An 18257-nucleotide genomic window follows, 5' to 3' on the forward strand; every position below is an offset into this window, starting at 1 on the left:
CGGGTTCCCGTGCCGGCGGCCGGCGCGGGTGGAGCGGAGTGGAGCGACTGGTGGGGCGGAGTGGAGCGACTGGTGGAGCGCGGTGGAGCGCCCCGTGGGGCACGGGGGTGGTGCGGAGTGGAGCGGCCTCGTCGACCCCGCTGCGCCGAAGCCGGTGACAGGGCTCTGGACGATGAGGTTGGATGGAGGGCACGCAGGCCGGGTCCGGACGCATGACGGGACCCGGAGTCCGTCGAGGGGCGACGGGGACGGCGGGAGGGACAGAAAGCGTGAGCACAGCGGCCAGCAGCGACACAGCGGGGAGCGGCGCCAACTCCGCCGACCTCGACACGCTCGCCCGGGTGACCCGCCGGGTGCGCGAGAGCATCGAGAAGGTCATCGAGGGCAAGCCCGAGGTGGCCAGGACGGCCCTGGTGGTGCTGCTCGCCGAGGGCCACCTGCTGATCGAGGACGTGCCGGGCGTCGGCAAGACCATGCTCAGCAAGACCCTGGCCCGTTCCATCGACTGCACGGTGCGCCGGATCCAGTTCACGCCGGACCTGCTGCCCTCCGACGTCACCGGCGTGTCCGTCTTCAACCAGGACACCCGGCAGTTCGAGTTCCGGCCAGGCGGGATCTTCGCCAACATCGTGGTCGGCGACGAGATCAACCGTGCCTCCCCCAAGACCCAGTCGGCGCTGCTGGAGTGCATGGAGGAGCGCCAGGTGACCGTCGACGGGTCGACGTACCACCTCGAGGCGCCGTTCATGGTGATCGCGACGCAGAACCCGATCGAGATGGAGGGCACCTACGCGTTGCCCGAGGCGCAGCGCGACCGGTTCATGGCGCGCGTGTCGATGGGCTACCCCGTGGAGGCCGCCGAGATCGCGATGCTCGACGCGCACACCCGGCACAGCCCCCTGGAGGACCTGGAGCCGGTCACGGACTCTGCGGAGATCCGCAAGCTGATCGACATCGTCAACGGCGTGTACGTCGCCGAAGCCGTGCAGCGGTACGCCGTCGCGATCACCACCGCCACCCGTCGCTCGCCGGAGCTGGTGCTCGGGGCGTCGCCGCGCGCGACGTTGCACCTGGTCCGGGCGGCGAAGGCGTCGGCGGCGATGGACGGCCGCGACTACGTCATCCCTGACGACGTGCTCGCGCTGGCCCCTCAGGTGCTCGCGCACCGGTTGCTGCCGACCGTCGAGGCGTCGATGAGCGGCCGGACGACCGCCTCGACCCTGAACCAGATCCTCTCCGGTGTCGCGACGCCGGAGAGTCGACGCCGGGCCTGACGGGTACCGCGATGCGCGACGCCCTGTCCGCGCTCACCACCCGGGGCCGAGCTTTCGTGGCCGCCGGGCTCACGGCGCTGGCGTGCGCCATGGTCCTCGGGCAGGACGACCTGCTTCGCGTCGGCACCCTGCTGGCGCTGCTCCCGGTCGTGGCGGCCTTCTTCGTGAGCCGCAGCCGCTACCGGCTCGGGCTGGTCCGCTCGGTGTCCCCGACGCAGGTGACCGCAGGCAAGGAGTGCCGGATCCAGCTCGACCTCACCAACGACGGACGCCTCCCCACCGGTCTGCTGCTCCTCGAGGACCAGCTCCCCTACGTGCTGGGGACCCGTCCCCGCTTCGTCGTCGACCGGATGGCGCCGGGGCGTCGGCGAGCGGTGAGCTACCTGGTCCGGTCCGAGGTCCGTGGCCGGTTCGTCATCGGCCCGCTCACCGTCCGGCTCAACGACCCGTTCGGGCTCGTCGAGCTCGACCGGACGTTCTCCTCCACCGCACCGCTGGTGGTGGTGCCCCGGGTCGTCCCGCTGCCGCCCATCCCGCTCTCCGGAGCCTGGACCGGCTCGGGCGACAACCGACCGCGAGCCTTCGCCACCGGCAGTGCTGAGGACGTGACCGTTCGGGAGTACCGGCGAGGGGACGACCTGCGCCGCGTGCACTGGCGCAGCAGTGCCCGGGTCGGCGAGCTCATGGTCCGTCGCGAGGAGCAGCCGTGGCAGTCCCGCGCGACGCTGTTCCTCGACAACCGCCAGTCCGCGCACCGCGGCCGCGGGGCTGCGTCCTCGTTCGAGCATGCGGTCGCCGTCGCCGCGTCCGTCGCGGTGCACCTGGTCCAGCGCGGCTTCGTCGTACGCCTCGTCACCGCCTCGGGCGACGAGCACGGAGGCTCCTGGCACGACCGGGGCGGCGCGGCCGGTGAGACTGCACCGCTGCTGGAGTCGCTGGCGGTGGTCGGGACGGCCACCCGACGCGAGCTCGACACCGGTTGGCTCCAGGACCCCGGCCACTCGGGGCTGCTCGTCGCCGTCGTCGGCGCCGTGGAGGAGCACGACAAGGCAGGCTTCGCGCGGATGCGCAACACCGCTGCCACCGCCATGGCGGTCGCGCTCGACGTGGACGCCTGGGCCGGGACCTCGCGGTCCGGCACCGCGGACGAAGCGATGTCGGCCAGGTGGCTGCGCGCCAGGGGCTGGCAGAGCGTGACCGCGGGCCCCGCGGACTCGTTGCCCGGCGTCTGGCAACAGCTCGGGCTCACCTCTGGTGCCGCCGGTCGCGCCGCGCGCGACGCTGTGGTGAGGGGTGCTCCGTGAGACGCGGCCACCTGGACCTCTCCGGCGCTCTGGTGCCGGCTGCCCTGGCGTCCCTCACCACGTGGGTGAGCCTCTGGGCGTGGGGTGGGTTCGTGGAGAGCCCGAGCGGCTACCTGGTCCCCGCGCTCCTCGCCGCGCTGCTGATCGCGGTCACCGGTGCCCTGTTGCGCCTGACCGGTCTGCCGGCAGTGCTGGTGCTCGTCGGGCAGGTCGTCGCGCTCGGCGTGTGGGCCACGCACCGGTGGGCGCCGGAGACGGCGGTGGGCGGCTGGCTGCCCACCGGCAGCTCGGCGCCGCGGCTGCTCGACGTGGTCGGGGACGGGGTGGCCGCCGCCCAGAGCTACGCGGCACCGATCAGCGACTCGGTCCCCCAGATCATGCCGCTCCTCGTGCTGGCGGGGGCGGCCACGGCGCTGCTCGTCGACCTCCTCGCCTGCGGGCTGCGCCAGGTGCCTCTCGCCGGACTGCCGCTCCTGGCCCTCTACACCGCACCGGTGTCGATCCTCTCCGACGGCGTGAGCTGGTGGATCTTCGCGGCGACCGCGACCGGTTTCCTCTCGATGCTGGCCCACGAGGAGGGTCAGCGGCTGAGCCACTGGGGCCGCCAGGTCAGCCGGACGAGCGCCGTCGAGGACACCGGCGAGGCGGGAGTCAGCACGGTGTCGGTGCGCGCCGCCGCGCGCCGGATCGGTGCCACCGCCACCGGCCTGGCCGTCGTGGCCCCCCTGGTGATCCCCACCCTCGGCGGTGGGCTGCTGCCCGGCAGCGGTCCCGGTGGGGACGGCGACGGCGACGTCTCGATCACCAACCCGATGGTCAGCCTGCGCAGGGACCTGGTGCGCGGCAGCGACGTCGACCTGGTGACCGTCCGAACGACCGACGGCGACCCGTCGTACCTCCGACTCTCGGTGCTCGACGAGTTCACCGGCCTGACCTGGAAGCCGTCGGACCGCGACATCCCCCCCGAACAGCGCGCCGACGGCCTGGTCGCCCGGCCGCCCGGTCTCCGTGCACGAGTGGCCCGACGACAGGTGGACTTCGAGATCAGCGTGTCGGAGCGGTTCAGCTCGACGTGGCTGCCGACGCCGTACCCGGTGAGCAGTATCGAGGCGCCCGGTGACTGGCGGTACGACGCGGCCACGTTGGACTTCGTCAGCGCCGTGAAGGGGCAGAGCTCCGCCGGCGTCGACTACTCCCTGACCGCCCTGGAGGTCGCGGCGACCGCCGACGACCTGGTGTCCGCCGACCCCACCCCCGAAGACGTCTTCACCCCCTACACCGATCTGCCGGACGGGATGCCCGGCATGGTCGCCGACCTCGCTCGGGAGGTCACCGCGGGCCTGGAGACGCCCTACGAGAAGGCCGCCCGGCTTCAGCGCTTCTTCCGTCGGGACGGGGACTTCGAGTACTCCCTCGACCGTCCCTCGGGCAACGGCGCCGAGGACCTGCAGTCCTTCCTCAGCACCGGCCCCGACGGCAGGGTCGGCTACTGCGAGCAGTTCGCCGCAGCCATGGCAGTGATGGGCCGCACGCTCGGGATCCCGTCCAGGGTGGCGGTCGGCTTTCTCGCCCCGGACAGGGTGGGGCCCGGGGAGTACGTCTACAGCGCCCACGACCTGCACGCGTGGCCGGAGATGTACTTCGAAGGTGCCGGTTGGCTGCGGTTCGAGCCCACGCCCAGTGCACGGGCTCCGCAGGTCCCCGGCTACAGCACCGGCCGGATCACCACCCCGGAGCCGACGGACATCCCCACCGCCGCAGCCCCGAGCGTCGACCCCGAGCAGGTCCGACGTGACCAGCAGGAGCTCGACGCCGGTGCGGCGAGCTCCGGCGGGGACGACTCGGGGAACCGGGCCCTCTGGCTCGCGCTGCCGGTCGCGCTCGTCGTCCTCGCGCTCCCCTTCGGTCCCCGGCTCGCACGCTCTCTGCTGCGTCGGCGACGGTGGGCTGCCGCGCGATCGGCCGCCGACGCGGCCGAGGCCGGCTGGCGCGAGCTGCGCGACACCGCGCTGGACCTGCGGTTGCACTGGGACGACGCGGTGACGCTGCGCACCAGCGCCCGCGCCATCGCGGCCGCCTTCGGCAAGCCCGGCACCGGCGAGCGAGAGGGCTACCTGCGCGGCACCGAACGCGGCGTGCAGGCCGACCCAGAGGCAGCGGCTGCACTCGAGCGAGTCGTGCGCGACCTCGAGCTTGCGCGGTTCGCACGCGAGAGCCGGCTGGCGGCGGGACGCGCGCCGGGCGACGTGGCGGCCGACGTCGAGCGCGTCAGCACGGCGCTGCGGCAGGGCGCGAGCAGGCGCACGCGGAGGCTGGCCTCGTGGCTACCGGCATCGTTGTACCGGAACGCCGTCACCAACCTGCTGAGCAGGACGGTGCGTCGCGACGCCGTCGCCCTTGCCGAGCCGGGGACTGACCGGGCGGTCTGAGCCGGTCTCCGACTGCGACCCGGCTGGGAAACGGAGGATCAGAAGCCGTTGGAGCCGCGACGGCGCTGCCAACGCTCCTCGAAGCGCTGCATCATGGTCTGGTTGCTGCTCGACCGGGGCCGCGGGCTGCGCTTCTTCGACTTCTTGCCGCCCTCGACCACGCTGAGCCCGAACCCGGCGGCCGCGGGGCCATGAGCCGGAGAGTCAGGCTGGGCAGCGGGCGCCGACTGGGCCCGCCAGTAGCTCAGCGCGACGACAGCCGAGCCGAGCATCACTACGAATCCGACGATGCCCACCACCGTGTTCGCCATCACCGCTCCGGTCATCAGCACCGCGACGCCCACCACGAAGACGGCCAGGGCGACGAAGGTGCGCCGACGGGCATCACGCCGACGGGCCGTGCCCCTGAGCGCAGAGACGAACTTGGGGTCCTCGGCAACGAGGGCACGCTCCATCTGCTCGAGCAGACGCAACTCTTCTTCGGAGAGCGGCACGACTTCCTCCCGCTGATGATGACCTGGCTCAAGTCTAGGCAGGCATCCGAGCAGACGGTAGGCGAGCACCGAAAAATCCCCTGACCACACTCGGCTCACGTGGGAGGCTTGGACCTGGGGTGACGGACAAGGCCGCGGAAGAGCGACATTTCCGTCGGCTGCCGGCGCGGCACACGGGAGGGGCGACGATGCGCGCACGTCACGGAGGGGACACGGGGACGAGATGACGAGGACACCGGGCAGGCCGCGCGTGAGCGCTGTCCTCGCCAGCATGTTGACCGCGCTCGCGCTCGGACTGGCGCTGCTCGCGGTGAGCGTTGCGCCCGCCCAGGCAGCGCCGGACCTGCGACAGCCGTTCACGCGGGAGCTGGTCCAGCGTGGCGACGTCGATGCCGACCCGTACCAGATCGAGCACGTGTACGAGGTGCAGATCCGACTGCACCGCCTCGGCTTCCTCGATGTGTCCCCGACCGGGACCTTCGGGCCGAAGACCGAGCAGGCGGTGCGTGACTTCCAGGCCGCCCGCGGCCTCCGCGTCACCGGACGGGTCGACGCCCGGACCTGGGTGCCGTTGATCCGCCGCAGCACCTGGGGCAAGAAGCAGGCCCCTGCGGCATGCCGCGACCGCGGCTGGCACATGTGCTACGACCGGAAGCGACACCAGGCGAGCCTGTACCGCAACGGCAGGCTCCACAACTCCTGGCTGGTGCGCGGCGGCGGCTACGGCACGCAGACCCGGACCGGCGACTTCGAGGTCCAGTGGCGCAGCAAGCACCACGTCAGCCGAGCTTTCGACGCCCCCATGCCGTTCGCACAGTTCTTCTCCGGTGGACAGGCGCTCCACGGCTCACGGCTGATGATGAACCCCTTCGAGGGGCACAGCCACGGCTGCGTGAACTTCTGGGTCGAAGACGCGCGGCAGCTGTGGAACCTCACCCACGACAAGCGGTTGTTCGTCCACGTGTACGGCGAGTGGGACTGACCTGCCGGTTCAGACCGACCCGGCGTCGGCCAGCTTCGTGCGCAGCACCATGGTGGCGCGGCTGTGCAGCTGCGAGACCCGGGACTCGGTGACCCCCAGCACGTAGCCGATCTCGGAGAGCGTGAGCCCTTCGAAGTAGTACAGCGCGATGATCACCTGGTCCCGCTCGGGGAGCTCGTCGACCACCCGCAGCAGGGCCGCCTTGGCCTCGTCGTCCTCGATTTCGTGCGTCGCCGCCGCGGAGAGGTCGTCGGCCAGCTCGAGGTCCTCCATCGTGGCCACGCTCGTGAACGCGGTCTTCGCGTAGAGCTCGCGCAGCTCGGCCACGGAGATGCCCAGCTCGGTCGCGATCTCGGGGTCGTCGGGGATCCGCCCCAGCCGGGTCTCCAACGTCCGCTGGGCGGCCTCGACCTGGCGGACCTTCTCCCTCACCGACCGCGGCACCCAGTCCAACGCGCGGAGCGCATCCACCATCGCCCCGCGGATCCGCGGGACCGCGAAGGTCTGGAAGGTCAGACCCCGGCCGGGATCGAAGCGCTCGATGGCGCCCATCAGTCCGATGATCCCGTCGGAGACAAGGTCGGCGTACTCCACACTGTCAGGCAGTCGGGTCCGCAACCTGCCGGCGACGTACTTCACCAACGGTGAGTACTGCAGGACGAGGCGGTTGCGGCGCTCCTCGGTGGGCTCATCGCGGTAGGCCCGCCACAGCTCGTCGACCCCTGTGTCGTTCACGGTCAGCCCCTCTGCTCGCGGTGGGTCACGGCGTGCGGCGTCCTCATCGCGTCGGCCGGCGAGGAACCGAACCGCCGCCTCTGCGCAGCGCCAGCAGCGCACTGGACGGATCCTGGCGATACCGCTCGAGGAGCTCGGCCGTGGCCTCGTCGATGCGCTGGTGCAACGCGGAGCGGTACGAGGTCAGCTGCCGCTCAGCCGTGGTCAACCGATCCACGGCTGCGGCTACCCCCTCCGGATCGGCGGCATCGACCTCGGTCACCCACATCTCCTCCAGTACGGGAAGCTCGGGCAGTGGCTCGGCCGCGCGCACCCTCACCAACGCGGTCCGTGTGCGCCCGCTCCCGGTGTCGCCCAGAGCCCGGGCCAGAGCCTCGAGCGACAGCGGCCCCTCGCTGCTCTGCGCCTTGAGCAGGTCCAGCCGGGCGTGGACCAGCCGCCGCCAGTAGGACACCCGGTCCTCCTCGTCGGCGAGCTTCTGCCGATAGGCCCGCAGCGCCGCCAACGGGAGCTCGGCCACCTCGGCCACGGGGACCGGCGGCAGCTCGGCGGCTCGCAGGCCGCCCGCCTCTCCGGCTCGCGCACGTTGGCTCTGGCTCATGTTCTCCCCTGCGCTCGACGTGAGGACCAGGTCTTGAAGGCTGATGCTGCCATCACACGGCTCCCCGCGCAGCGCTGCCGCCGGTCTCCGAGGAAATGTCGGAAAAAAATACCTCTCTCCCCTCAAGTAGTGCCGACCGCTGCCCGATGATCCTGATGACTTCACGGAACGTCGTCTCCGTCACTGGGAGGGACGAAGACGAAACTGCGGAGTCCGTAGTACCCCACCGACCGGTAGTCATCCCCCCCGGCTGCCGGTATGGTCCGACACATCCCCCCCGTGTCGGTCTGCAGGCCCCCGGTCCGCCCACGACCGGGGGCCTGCCACGCGTTCAGCGGGGCACGCGGTGCCGGCACCGTTCAGCCCTCACTCGGCCGGTGCGTCCACCCCGTCCGCTGAGTCCTCGATCCGGCTGGTGGGACGGACCGCCTTCGAGCGGTACATGGCGGCGTCGGCTCGTTTCACGAGGTCGTCGACGTCGTGCGGAGGTGATAGAGCGGTCCCGATGCTGGCGGTGATCTCCAGGGCCATGCCGCTCGCGTCGTCGATGGCGACCGGCACCGCCAAGCTCTCGGCGATCCGGGCCGACACGAGGTCGAGCGTCTCCTCGTCGGCCTCCTCGCAGATCACCGCGAACTCGTCGCCGCCGAGCCGCGCCACCGTGTCGGTCGCCCGCACCGCGTGCGACAGCCGGCGCGCGACCTGCTCCAACACCTGGTCGCCGGCCTGGTGACCGTGCTCGTCGTTGACGCGCTTGAAGTCGTCGAGGTCGAGGAACAGCACACCCACCGCTCCCTGACCGGAGCGCTCCCGGCGAGCATCGGCGGTCGCCAGCCGGTCGAAGAACAGCGACCGGTTGGCCAGGCCGGTGAGTGGGTCGTGCAGCGCCTGGTGTCGCAGGGACGCCTCCGCCGAGCGCTGCTCGGTGACGTCGGAGACCATCGCCAGCGTGCCGAGCAGCGACCCGTCGGCGTCGGCCAGACGGCTCGCCGAGACCAGGAGCACGTGCTCGCTGCCGTCGGGGTGGTGGTAGGGCAGGTCGTACCGGATCGGTGCCCCCGCCGGCAGGTCCGCCGGGGCGGCAGCCAGTGCGTCGGGGGCGCCCCGGAACAGCTCGTGGTCACCGAGCTCGTAGACCTGCTGCATGTCCAGGCCGAGGATGTCGGCGAGCCGCTCGTTGCCGAACAGCACGGTGCCTTCCAGGGACAGCGCGAAGATGCCCTCCTGCGCGGTCTCGGCGATCGCGCGGTAGCGTGCCTCGGACTCGCGCAGCGCCGCCTGCGCCGCCATCTGCGCGGTGACGTCGCGGAGGTTTACGACCAGGCCGCCGACATCGGCATCGTCGAGACAGTTCGTCGCCGTCGCCTCGAACCAGCGCCACTCCCCCTCGGCGGTCCGCAGCCGCAGGGTGAACCGCTCCCGACTGCCGGGCGCGGCGAGCAGTCGGCGGCGGACCTCGGTCGCGGGTCCGAGGTCGTCGGGGTGAGCGAGGTCCTCGGCGGCGACGTCGAGCAGGCTGCGTGGCCGATGGCCGAGCACCTGCTCGGTCGACGGGCTGACGTAGACCAGGTGCCCCCGCTCGTCGGCGACGAGAGTCGCGTCCGACGACTCGCGGTTGAGGCCACGGAAGAACGCAGCCTGGCTGGCGAGCTGGGCCTGCGCCTCGCGGAGCTCGGTGAGGTCCCGGGCGAAGGCCGCGAACTCGTAGGCACGGCCGTGGTCGTCCCGCACGGCGGTGATGTCGATCTGGAGCGCGACCTGGGAGCCGTCCTTGCGGATCCCCGTGGTCTCGTAGGTCGTCGCCGGCAGGCCGCCGTCTCGCAGCAGGGCGAGCTGCTCACGGACCCGGTCGGGGTCGCGGGGATGGACCACCTCGGTGGAGTCGCGCCCGACGAGCTCGTCGCGTGGCCAGCCGAGCAGCCTGCACGCGGCGTCGTTGACCTCGACGAACCTGCCGTTGATGTCGAGCAGGCCCTGCGGCTTGGCGGACTGGTCGAACCGCGCCCGTGACCGAGCGAGGGCTTCGGTGAGCTCCCGCTGGACCCTCAGCTCCTCGGTCACGTCGCGAAGCACCACGTTGGTGCCGAGCGCCCGCCCGTCGGCGTCGCGGCGCACACCAGGGGTCACGGACACGTCGAAGCGGGTGCCGTCGCGGCGCAGCCCGGTGGTGAGAAAGGGTTCCGTCAGCTCGTTGCGCAGGATCTGCTCGCGGGTGTGCAGCACCATCTCGTGGTGCTCAGGGGGAAGCACAACGACGAACGGCTGGCCCATCAGCTCCTCACGCGGCCAGCCGAACATCTCTGCAGCCACGGGGTTCACCCAGACGATCCGGCCCTCGAGGTCGGAGGCGATCACGCCGCTGGGGGCACTCATGGCGATGCTGGCGAACAGCTCGACCTGCTCCTTGAGCGAAAGCCCCGGGACCAGCGCCCACGCCGGGACACGGCGAGCGTCGCCGCTCCCTCGAGCTCTCATGCAGAAGTCCCTCCCCCACGTCGCTGCGCCAACGGACCGTCAAGGCCCTCCCCCTCGCAGCAGAGTAGCCGGTCTGACGGCTGCCGCCCCGAATCTCGTGGCTGCCCGGTCCACGGCGCGGTCAGCGTCGGACCAGCCGTGCTCCCGCTCCCCGAGCATCATCTGGTGGTGCACCGCGACCCGGGGCAGGAGGCCCTCGACCCGGACCCCGACCAGCCGCACCCGCGCACGCTGCAGCCCCAGGGCGGCGTAGAGGTCGGCCGCAGTGCGGTAGACCACCTGGGTCACGTCGGTCGCCTCCGGCAGGGTCCGGGACCGGGTGATCGTGGTGAAGTCGGCGAACCGGACGCGGAGGGTCACCGTCCGTCCGGCCACCTTGGCTGCGCGCAGCCGGGCGGTGACCTTGGCCGAGAGCCGGAGCAGCTCGCGCCGGACCACCTCGGGGTCGTCGGTGTCCCGCCCGAACGTCTCGTCCGCGCCCATGCTCTTGTCGGGCTCGTCCGGCCCACGGCGCGGGGTGACCACCCGGGGGTCGCGCCCCCAGGCAAGCTGATGGAGCCGTGTGCCGAGCGCCGGGCCGACCGCTCGCTGGAGCGTGGCCGGCGAGGTGTGTGCGATGTCGCCGACGGTCATCAGCCCCAGCCGCTGCAGCAGGGCAGCGGTCTTCTCCCCCACCCCCCACAGCTCCCCGGCCTCGAGTGGGTGCAGGAACGTCGTCACGGTGGCGGGAGGTACGACGCACACGCCGTCGGGCTTGGCCTGCCTGCTGGCGATCTTCGCCACCGCGACCGTGCTCGCCACCCCGACCGAGCAGGTGATGCCCTGCTCGTCGAAGATCCGCGCCCGGAGGTGCTCGGCGATCTCGTAGGGGCTCCCCAACCTCCTCGAGGCTCCCGAGACGTCGAGGAACGCCTCGTCCAGCGACAACGCCTCGACCAGCGGGGTCACCTGCCGGAAGGTCTCCATCACCGCGGAGGAGACGGCCGTGAAGGTCTCGAAGTCAGGGGGGATCACCACCGCCTGCGGGCACAGGCGCCTGGCGCGGGTGCCAGGCATCGCCGACCGGACGCCGTGCTGCCGGGCCAGGTAGTTCGCCGACAGGACCACGCCGCGGTGGCCGCCGCCGACGATCACCGGCACGTCACGCAGATCGGGACGGTCCCGGGTCGCCACCGAGGCGTAGAAGGCGTCCATGTCCACGTGCAGGATCGGGCAGCCCCAGGATGCGGCGACGAGGTCGGGAGGCAGGGCGCTCATCGCCCTCTCCCGTCGGGTGAGGGACTAACGCCGCGTCGCGAGGACGTGCAGCTGGGTGCCCAACGGGAGGTACTCGGGTCGGGTCGAGACGGCCTTCTCCAGCTCCACCAGCGCCGAGGCAGCACCGGGCTCGAGGTCGACCAGCGAGCTCGGCACCAGATCGACGAACACCCGGACCGCATGCATGGTGCGCACGTCGAAGCCGTTGCTGTCCAGCAGCGCCGAGACCTCCTCGGCGGTGAGCCGGCGGGTGGCGCCGGCAGCCGTCGGGTCGTCGAGCAGTGCCTTTGCCTGGTGGAAGTGGCCGGCCATCGCCCGGGTGACCACCGCGGCATGGCGCTGGCCGACCAGCAGGCTGAGCGTGCCACCGGGACGGAGCACCCCGGCCAGGGCAGCCAGTGCCGCAGCCGGGTCGTCGACGATCTCCAGGACGCCGTGGCACAGCACCACGTCCACGCTGCCGGAGGGCACCAGGTCGGGCAGGGACGCCAGGTCCCCTTGACGGGCGGTGACCAGGTCGGCGACACCGCTCTCGTCGGCCCGGCGCCCCAGGATCGCCAACGCGTCAGGGCTCGGGTCGATGACTGTGACCCGATGACCGAGCTCGGCCACCCGGACCGCGAAGCCGCCGGTGCCACCGCCGACGTCGAGGACGGTGGCCACACCGTCGACCCGGTCGTGGCTCGGGACCGAGGCCAGCACCTCCTGCAGGGCCTCCCACACGACCGCGGTGCGAGCCGCCTCGCGTCCGTGCGGGCGCTGCGGGGCGTTGTGTCCAGGCATGGTGCCCACCCTAGTGAGACCACGGCGGTGAACGTCATCCGGCACTCCCGGGGCTGCTGTGCCACAGCTTGCGGGGAGCGCTCTTGGTGTCCTCCCCCGCAGGCCTGACGTCGGCGTACGGCGACACCTTGAACCCGCTCGAGTGCACGAGCACCCGGCGCCGCCCCATCCCGCCGGCGGTGCTCCCCTCTCGGCCGGACATCGGGGGCCCGGCCATCACCGGCCGCGTCGACCGGCTCTCGGCCGCACCGGTCACCGCCGCTTCCTCGACCGACCCGACCCCGCCGAAGCCCTCGGGGACCTCGTCCATGAACGCCCGGACCGCCTCGATGCCGTGCTCCTTCCAGATCTGGTGCAGCGTCGGCAGCTCCCAGCAGCCGGTGGCGCGGATCGAGACCCCGCGGGGGCCGGTGCGCCGCAGCACGCCGCGCACCACCAGCAGCCAGGAATGGAAGACGGTGGCGGCGTAGGGGCCCTGGGCGTCCTCGAAGAACGTCGCGTCCACCGGCCCGGTGGCGTCGTCGAGGGTCACGAAGATCACCCGGCGACCGGACCGGATCGGTGGGGTCTGGGTGGCCACCTTGACCCCACCGACGAGCAGCTCGGACCGGCTGCGGCGCTGCAGCAGGTCGCGGGAGCGGGTCACGCCGAGCTCCTCGAGGAGAGGGACGTAGAAGTCGACCACGTGCCGGCTCACGTCGAGACCGAGGATCTCGAGCTCGGCTCGGACCCGCTCGGAGTCGCTCATCTCGGGGAGCCCGCTGGTCTCCCCCTCCACGGTGTCGCCGAGGTCCAGCGCGAGCTGCACCGAGGTCACCGGGCGAGGCGTCCTGGTCGCCTGGGACTGACGCGACGCCTGCTCCCACACCCCGGACGTCGCAGCGCGTTCCCGCGGGTCGCTGCTGTTGCGGCTCGCGGCGTCGGCCGCCCGCACCTCGGCCGCGGACACCTCGACCATCGGGACATCGGCCTCCTGGGCGCGGCCCGCACCGGATCGGCGGGCGCCGGACCGGGCGGACAGACCACGGCCGCGGCCACGGCTCGCGCGTTCACCGGCCCGGGTCTGCCGGTCGAGGTCGGCCACCTGGAGCAGCAGGTCGCGCCGGGTGACCTTGGCCCGCCGGCGCACCCCGAGGGACGTGCCGATGCCGTAGACCGAGTCGAACCCGCCGGCGAGCACGAGCCGCTCCGCGATCGGCCGGGACACCCGGGCTCGGTGCCAGAAGTCGGTGAGCGACTGGTAGGGCCGGGCCGCAACGACCCGGTCCACCTCGGCCTCGCTGATCCCCTTCACCTCCGAGAGGGCGAGCCGGATCCCGTAACGGTGTCCTGAGCCCGTCGAAGGGCGGTGTCCTGAGCCCGTCGAAGGACCGTCGCCGGCTGCCGGCTCGACCCGCTCGACGACGTACTCCTTCTCGCTGCTGTTCACATCGAGCCCGAGCACCGTGATCCCGAACTGGCGGGCGTCGTCGAGGATCAGCCGCTTGGGGTACATCCCCGGGTCGTGGGTGAGCACACCGGCGAGGAAGTGCGCCGGGTAGTGCGCCTTGAGCCAGGCCGACTGGTAGGTCGGGAGGGCGAATGCCGCGGCGTGGGCCTTGCAGAACCCGAACGAGGCGAACGCCTCCAGCACCTTCCAGGCCTCCTCGGCCAGGTGCTGGGTGTAGCCGCGGCCGAGCACCCGTGGGAAGAACCAGAGCCTGGTCTGGGCCATCCCCTCGATGTCGCCGAGCGCCCGGCGGGCCTCGTCGGCCTCGGCGAGCGTGCAGCCGGTGAGCTGGGCGATGATCTCGATGACCTGCTCGTGGAAGACCACCACGCCCGAGGTCTGCTCCAGGATCGGCCTGAGGTCGTCGTGGAGGTAGGTAGGCATCGCCCAGCCCTGCCGGGCGTTGAGGTAGGGGGTGACCATGTCGCTCTTGACCGGCCCCGGCCGGAACAGCGAGATGTCGGTGATGATCTCCTCGAAGGTGCTGATCGCGGACCGGCCGACCAGCTCGCGCTGGCCCGGTGACTCGATCTGGAAGCAGCCCAGTGTCCGGGCCTGACCGATCAGCTCGAAGGTCGCCGGGTCGTCGAGCGGCACCTGGCTCTCGTCGTCGATGTCGATCTCGACCCCGTCGACGGTGCGGATCTGGTCGAGGGCATGGGCCATCGCCGACTGCATCCGGATGCCGAGCACGTCGAGCTTGAGCAGGCCGAGGTCCTCCACGTCGTCCTTGTCGAACTGGCTCATCGGGAAGCCGGCGTAGCTGGCCTCGACCGGGGTGCGGTCCAGGAGGGTGCCGTCGGAGAGCAGCACCCCGCAGGGATGGACCGCGATGTGCCGGGGCAGTCCGTCGAGCCGCTCGACCAGGCCGAACATCAGGTCCAGCCGCTGCTCGCCGAGCCCGGCCGCCCGGAGCTCGGGCAGCTCGCGCAGGGCGGTCCGGGCGTCGCGGGCGCGGATGTGGGGGAACGCCTTCGCGATCGCGTCGACCTCCCCGGCCGGCATGCCCAGCGCGGCTCCGACGTCACGGACGGCATGACGGACCCGGTAGGTGTCCATCATCGACACCGCCACGCACCGCTCCCCGCCGTAACGGTCGAGGATCTTCTCGTAGACCTCCAGCCGCCGGGCCGACTCCACGTCGATGTCGATGTCGGGCAGCGCCTGCCGCAGCGGGGAGAGGAACCGCTCCATCAGCAGGCCGTGGCGCAACGGGTCGACCCCGGAGATCCCGAGCAGGTAGTTCACCAGGCTGCCGGCACCCGATCCCCGGGCCGCGGACCGGACCCCCATCTCCTTGATCAGGTCGGTGACGTCGGCGACGGTGAGGAAGTAGGAGGCGTAGCCGAGCTGCTCGATGATCTGCAGCTCGTCGTCGAGCCGCTTCCAGATCCGCTGGCGGGGGGCGTTGCCGTAACGGGTGGCGATGCCCGCCTCGCACCGCGCCCGGAGCATCGCCTGGGCCTCCTCGGTGGAGGCGCCGAACTCCGGGAAGTGCACCTCCCCCAGCCCGAGGTCGCTGCGGGGGTCGACCGCACACCGGTCGGCGACGCTGCGGGTCCGGGCCAGGAGCTCGCGCGCGGCACGGGCACTGTCGCCGACTCCGGAGAGCCGGCAGATCTCCTCGGCGACCTCGGCCATCTCCTTGCCGGACTTCAAGAACCCCTCGGCGTTGGCCCGGTCGACGTGCCGCAGGTCGAGCGGCACCAGCCGCCGCGCGGCGTCGAGCACGTCGACGGTCGGCGCGTCGCTGCGATCGGCGTAGCGGACCGCGTTGGTGAGCACCGCCGGGAGGTGCTCGGCACGCGCGGTGGCGAGCATCCGGGCGGCGTGGGGCGAGGAGCCCGGCCCCTGGCCGGCCAGCCGGTGCGAGACCACCTCCACCACGAGCGAGGAGCGGTCCACGACGTCGAGCCAGGGCCGCAACGCCGCCCGGGCCAGGTCGTCCCGGCGCAGCGTCGTGGCTTTGCCGAGCTCGGAGGCCGGGCCGAGCAGCACCAGCACCTCGCCCCCGGCGAGATGCTCGGCGACCAGCTCCAGCGAGGTCACCGGCGATCCGCGGTCACCGGTCAGGTGGGTTGCCGAGACCAGCCGGCACAGGGCGGCCCAGCCCGGCTTGCTCTCGGCGAGGAAGGTCACCCGCGGCAGCCGCAGGTCACGGAAGCTGCCACCGCGGACCGGGGTGCGTCGCCGGCCACCGCCTCCTCCCGCCGACCCGCCGGCGCCCGCGCCGAGCAGGGTCTCGGGCAGGACACCGGTGGGAGCGACGGCGAGGTCGACACCGAGCACCGGCCGGATCCCGGCCTGCATGCAGGCCTTGGCGAAGCGCACCGCGCCGTAGACCCCGTCCCGGTCGGTGAGCGCGAGGGTGTCCATCTCACGCTCGACGGCCCGCTCGACGAGCACGTGCGGATGGGAGGCGCCGTACTGGAGGGAGTAGCCGGAGGCGACGTGCAGGTGGACGAACGGGTCAGGCGACACAGCTCGGCCCCGTGCTGGGCAGCCGCTCCTGGAACGGGACGTGCCGGTCCAGACCCAGAGAGCTCTCGACCAGGCCGAGGAACCGGTCGGCGTCGCGGACCAGGTCGTCGGCCTCGCGCTCGGAGACCGAGCGGGACGAGCCGGCCTCGGCCGCGGCGCGCTTGGCGGCCCCGGCGGCGAAGAAGGTGGCCCACTCACTGAACTCCGGGGCGACCTCGGCGAGCAGGACCCAGGCGTTCTTCTGCGCACGGCCACGGCGCGGTGCGGCTGGCTGAGCCCGGGCCGCCAGCAACGCGGCGGTCGCCCGCAGCGCGGCCACATGGGCATGGGCGTAGCGCAGGGTCACCTCGGTGGAGGTGATTGCTTCGCGCAGCGAGAGCGCCGCCCGCTCGAGGTAGGAGTGGGTCGCCGCGGGAAGGTCGAAGGGGTGGGGCATGGAGCCGCTCGTCATCGCCACAACCTCCTCAGTCCAGGCAGCGGGCAAGACGCCAGCTGCCCTCGGCCCAGTCGAAGAGCAGGTCGAAGACGCCACCGCCCTCGGCGACGAACCGACCTCGGGACGCCTCGACCCGCCAGATCTCCCGCTCCGCGGTCAGGTCGGGGAGCACGCTCAGCCCGCCGGCCGAACCGGAGTTCGGTCCTGGGGCCGAGCCGGTGCCCGCGCCCGCCGCGGCCTGCGTCTCCGTGCCGAGCACGGCCCGCGCGCCGGCCGAGTCCCACCACGCCCCGGTCTCCACCCAGTGGGCCAGGACGGCCTGGACCTTCCACAGCCGCCCCCGCCACAAGAACTGCTCGGGACCCTCGGTCCCGTCCACCATCCCCTTGCGCACATCCACGGGATCGTCGTACCGCCGCATTGCTCACCCTCCGGCTAGAGTCATCGACCTGCTTGACCCGACCCCTGTCCGACCCCTCTGGCACCCTCACCCCACGCGGGGTGTGCCGGCGGGGACGGGGGTCGAGGTCGCCCCCGCCGGCAGGTTGTTCGAACAGGTGTTCGAACAATACTCACGGTACACCTGCCCTCCGACAACCCGTCAACCGATCGTCGAAATCTGTGGGCAGGGCGCGCGGAGCAGCACGCACGCCGGGCACCGGGAGCACCCACCTGGTCTGTACCTGTCGCCGCGGAGGCCTGCCGGTCACCCGGGACGGGTACACGGACAGTCATGTCCCTGACGTCCAGCACCCCCCGAGACCCCGCCCCGGTGCCGGACCGGCTCGTCGAGCACACGCGCGAGCTGGTGCACGAGGTGAAACCGAGGCTGCGCGGCTGGCTCCACGCCGCCTGGGCCCCCCTCACGCTCGTCGCCGGGGTGATCCTGCTCGCCGGGTCGCCGAGCCCCGCGGCCCGGTGGGCGGTGGCCGCCTTCGTCGGTTCCGCGGTCGTCCTGTTCAGCGTCTCCGCGCTCTACCACCGACGCGCCTGGTCCGACCGGGCTCGGGCACGGCTGCGCCGGTTCGACCACGCGAACATCTTCATCCACATCGCCGGCACCTACACCGCGTTCTCCGTCCTGCTCCTCCAGCCCGCCCGGACCGGCACCCTGCTGGTGATCGTGTGGCTCGCGACGGTGCTCGGCGTGGCGTTCCGGGTGTGGTGGGTTGACGCGCCGCGCTGGCTGCACACCCCGGCCTTCGTGGTGGTCCCTGCCGCGGCACTGCTGTTCTCCGACGGCCTCGCCGACCACGTCGGCAGCCCCGCGTTGACCCTGATGGTCGTCGGCGGCGCGCTCTACGGACTCGGGGCCGTCGTCTACGGCGTGCAGCGCCCCAACCCGGTGCCGGCGTGGTTCGGGTTCCACGAGGTCTTCCACGCGCTCACCGTCGTCGCGTTCGCCACGCACTTCGTCGGGATCTCGCTCGCCACCCGGACCGCTGCCGGTCTCTGACCCGGATTCGCAGGTAGGTGTGCGGCTCGCCGGGGTGTGAACGCAACAGATGCCTTTCAGA

Annotated in this window: 14 protein-coding genes; 5 read left to right on the forward strand and 9 right to left on the reverse strand. The window is 72.2% G+C overall.

Annotated features, from left to right (window positions below; translation table 11 throughout):
* Positions 1–269: 269 nt before the first annotated feature.
* Genes ACYVIH_RS20780 through ACYVIH_RS20790 form a run of 3 tightly spaced genes read left to right on the forward strand, consistent with a single transcriptional unit; the run spans position 270 to position 5007 of the window.
* Positions 270–1274 carry an AAA family ATPase gene (locus ACYVIH_RS20780; RefSeq protein ID WP_460871455.1) on the forward strand — a complete coding sequence of 335 codons (1005 nt, stop codon included), beginning with the start codon at positions 270–272 and terminating at the stop codon, positions 1272–1274.
* 11 nt (positions 1275–1285) lie between these two features.
* Entirely contained in the window at positions 1286–2578 is a 1293-nt protein-coding gene (locus ACYVIH_RS20785) for a DUF58 domain-containing protein (RefSeq protein ID WP_460871456.1), read from the forward strand.
* Positions 2575–5007 (forward strand): transglutaminase family protein, encoded by a 2433-nt coding sequence (locus ACYVIH_RS20790; protein WP_460871457.1) that lies wholly within the window; start codon positions 2575–2577, stop codon positions 5005–5007. Before ACYVIH_RS20785 ends, ACYVIH_RS20790 begins: the two co-directional genes overlap by 4 nt.
* Before the next feature lie 38 nt (positions 5008–5045).
* Here ACYVIH_RS20790 and ACYVIH_RS20795 read toward each other — a convergent pair whose 3' ends face one another.
* Entirely contained in the window at positions 5046–5501 is a 456-nt protein-coding gene (locus ACYVIH_RS20795; RefSeq protein ID WP_460871458.1) for a DUF3040 domain-containing protein, read from the reverse strand.
* Between the two features lie 250 nt (positions 5502–5751).
* Between ACYVIH_RS20795 and ACYVIH_RS20800 the strand changes: the two genes are divergently transcribed.
* Complete coding sequence (locus ACYVIH_RS20800) at positions 5752–6483, forward strand: L,D-transpeptidase family protein (RefSeq protein ID WP_460871459.1); 732 nt, start codon at positions 5752–5754, stop codon at positions 6481–6483.
* A 9-nt stretch (positions 6484–6492) separates the two neighbouring features.
* On the opposite strand, the gene ACYVIH_RS20805 is transcribed toward ACYVIH_RS20800, so the two are convergent.
* The 8 genes from ACYVIH_RS20805 to ACYVIH_RS20840 all read right to left on the reverse strand — a co-directional run bounded on the left by ACYVIH_RS20805 (position 6493) and on the right by ACYVIH_RS20840 (position 17161).
* Positions 6493–7218 (reverse strand): FliA/WhiG family RNA polymerase sigma factor, encoded by a 726-nt coding sequence (locus ACYVIH_RS20805; RefSeq protein ID WP_460871460.1) that lies wholly within the window; start codon positions 7216–7218, stop codon positions 6493–6495.
* A gap of 43 nt (positions 7219–7261) precedes the next feature.
* Positions 7262–7819: an RsiG family protein gene (locus ACYVIH_RS20810; RefSeq protein ID WP_460871461.1), complete on the reverse strand. Its 558-nt coding sequence runs from the start codon at positions 7817–7819 to the stop codon at positions 7262–7264.
* Positions 7820–8185: 366 nt separating this feature from the next.
* On the reverse strand, positions 8186–10294 hold the full coding sequence (locus ACYVIH_RS20815) for a sensor domain-containing protein (protein ID WP_460871462.1): 2109 nt from the start codon (positions 10292–10294) through the stop codon (positions 8186–8188).
* Positions 10295–10333: 39 nt separating this feature from the next.
* Complete coding sequence (gene dinB, locus ACYVIH_RS20820; RefSeq protein WP_460871463.1) at positions 10334–11551, reverse strand: DNA polymerase IV; 1218 nt, start codon at positions 11549–11551, stop codon at positions 10334–10336.
* Positions 11552–11575: 24 nt separating this feature from the next.
* Positions 11576–12334 carry a methyltransferase domain-containing protein gene (locus ACYVIH_RS20825; RefSeq protein WP_460871464.1) on the reverse strand — a complete coding sequence of 253 codons (759 nt, stop codon included), beginning with the start codon at positions 12332–12334 and terminating at the stop codon, positions 11576–11578.
* Between the two features lie 34 nt (positions 12335–12368).
* Positions 12369–16304 carry a DNA polymerase III subunit alpha gene (locus ACYVIH_RS20830; RefSeq protein ID WP_460871465.1) on the reverse strand — a complete coding sequence of 1312 codons (3936 nt, stop codon included), beginning with the start codon at positions 16302–16304 and terminating at the stop codon, positions 12369–12371.
* Entirely contained in the window at positions 16294–16755 is a 462-nt protein-coding gene (locus ACYVIH_RS20835; RefSeq protein WP_460871466.1) for an SAV_6107 family HEPN domain-containing protein, read from the reverse strand. The genes ACYVIH_RS20830 and ACYVIH_RS20835 overlap by 11 nt, the downstream gene beginning before the upstream one ends.
* A gap of 13 nt (positions 16756–16768) precedes the next feature.
* The gene (locus ACYVIH_RS20840) at positions 16769–17161 is read right to left on the reverse strand and encodes a DUF6504 family protein (protein WP_460871467.1); all 393 of its coding nucleotides are present in this window, start codon (positions 17159–17161) and stop codon (positions 16769–16771) included.
* Between the two features lie 312 nt (positions 17162–17473).
* On the opposite strand from ACYVIH_RS20840, the gene trhA reads away from it, so the two are divergent.
* On the forward strand, positions 17474–18196 hold the full coding sequence (gene trhA / locus ACYVIH_RS20845) for a PAQR family membrane homeostasis protein TrhA (RefSeq protein WP_460871468.1): 723 nt from the start codon (positions 17474–17476) through the stop codon (positions 18194–18196).
* Positions 18197–18257: the final 61 nt, after the last annotated feature.

The organism is Nocardioides pakistanensis (assembly GCF_054781215.1).

Bases quoted from the DNA above. Each gene is read 5' to 3' on its own strand.
- dinB (WP_460871463.1), bottom strand. From the start codon at position 11,551: ATGAGCGCCCTGCCTCCCGACCTCGTCGCCGCATCCTGGGGCTGCCCG.
- trhA (WP_460871468.1), top strand. From the start codon at position 17,474: ATGTCCCTGACGTCCAGCACCCCCCGAGACCCCGCCCCGGTGCCGGAC.
- ACYVIH_RS20825 (WP_460871464.1), bottom strand. From the start codon at position 12,334: ATGCCTGGACACAACGCCCCGCAGCGCCCGCACGGACGCGAGGCGGCT.
- ACYVIH_RS20840 (WP_460871467.1), bottom strand. From the start codon at position 17,161: ATGCGGCGGTACGACGATCCCGTGGATGTGCGCAAGGGGATGGTGGAC.
- ACYVIH_RS20835 (WP_460871466.1), bottom strand. From the start codon at position 16,755: ATGACGAGCGGCTCCATGCCCCACCCCTTCGACCTTCCCGCGGCGACC.
- ACYVIH_RS20810 (WP_460871461.1), bottom strand. From the start codon at position 7,819: ATGAGCCAGAGCCAACGTGCGCGAGCCGGAGAGGCGGGCGGCCTGCGA.
- ACYVIH_RS20815 (WP_460871462.1), bottom strand. From the start codon at position 10,294: ATGAGAGCTCGAGGGAGCGGCGACGCTCGCCGTGTCCCGGCGTGGGCG.
- ACYVIH_RS20785 (WP_460871456.1), top strand. From the start codon at position 1,286: ATGCGCGACGCCCTGTCCGCGCTCACCACCCGGGGCCGAGCTTTCGTG.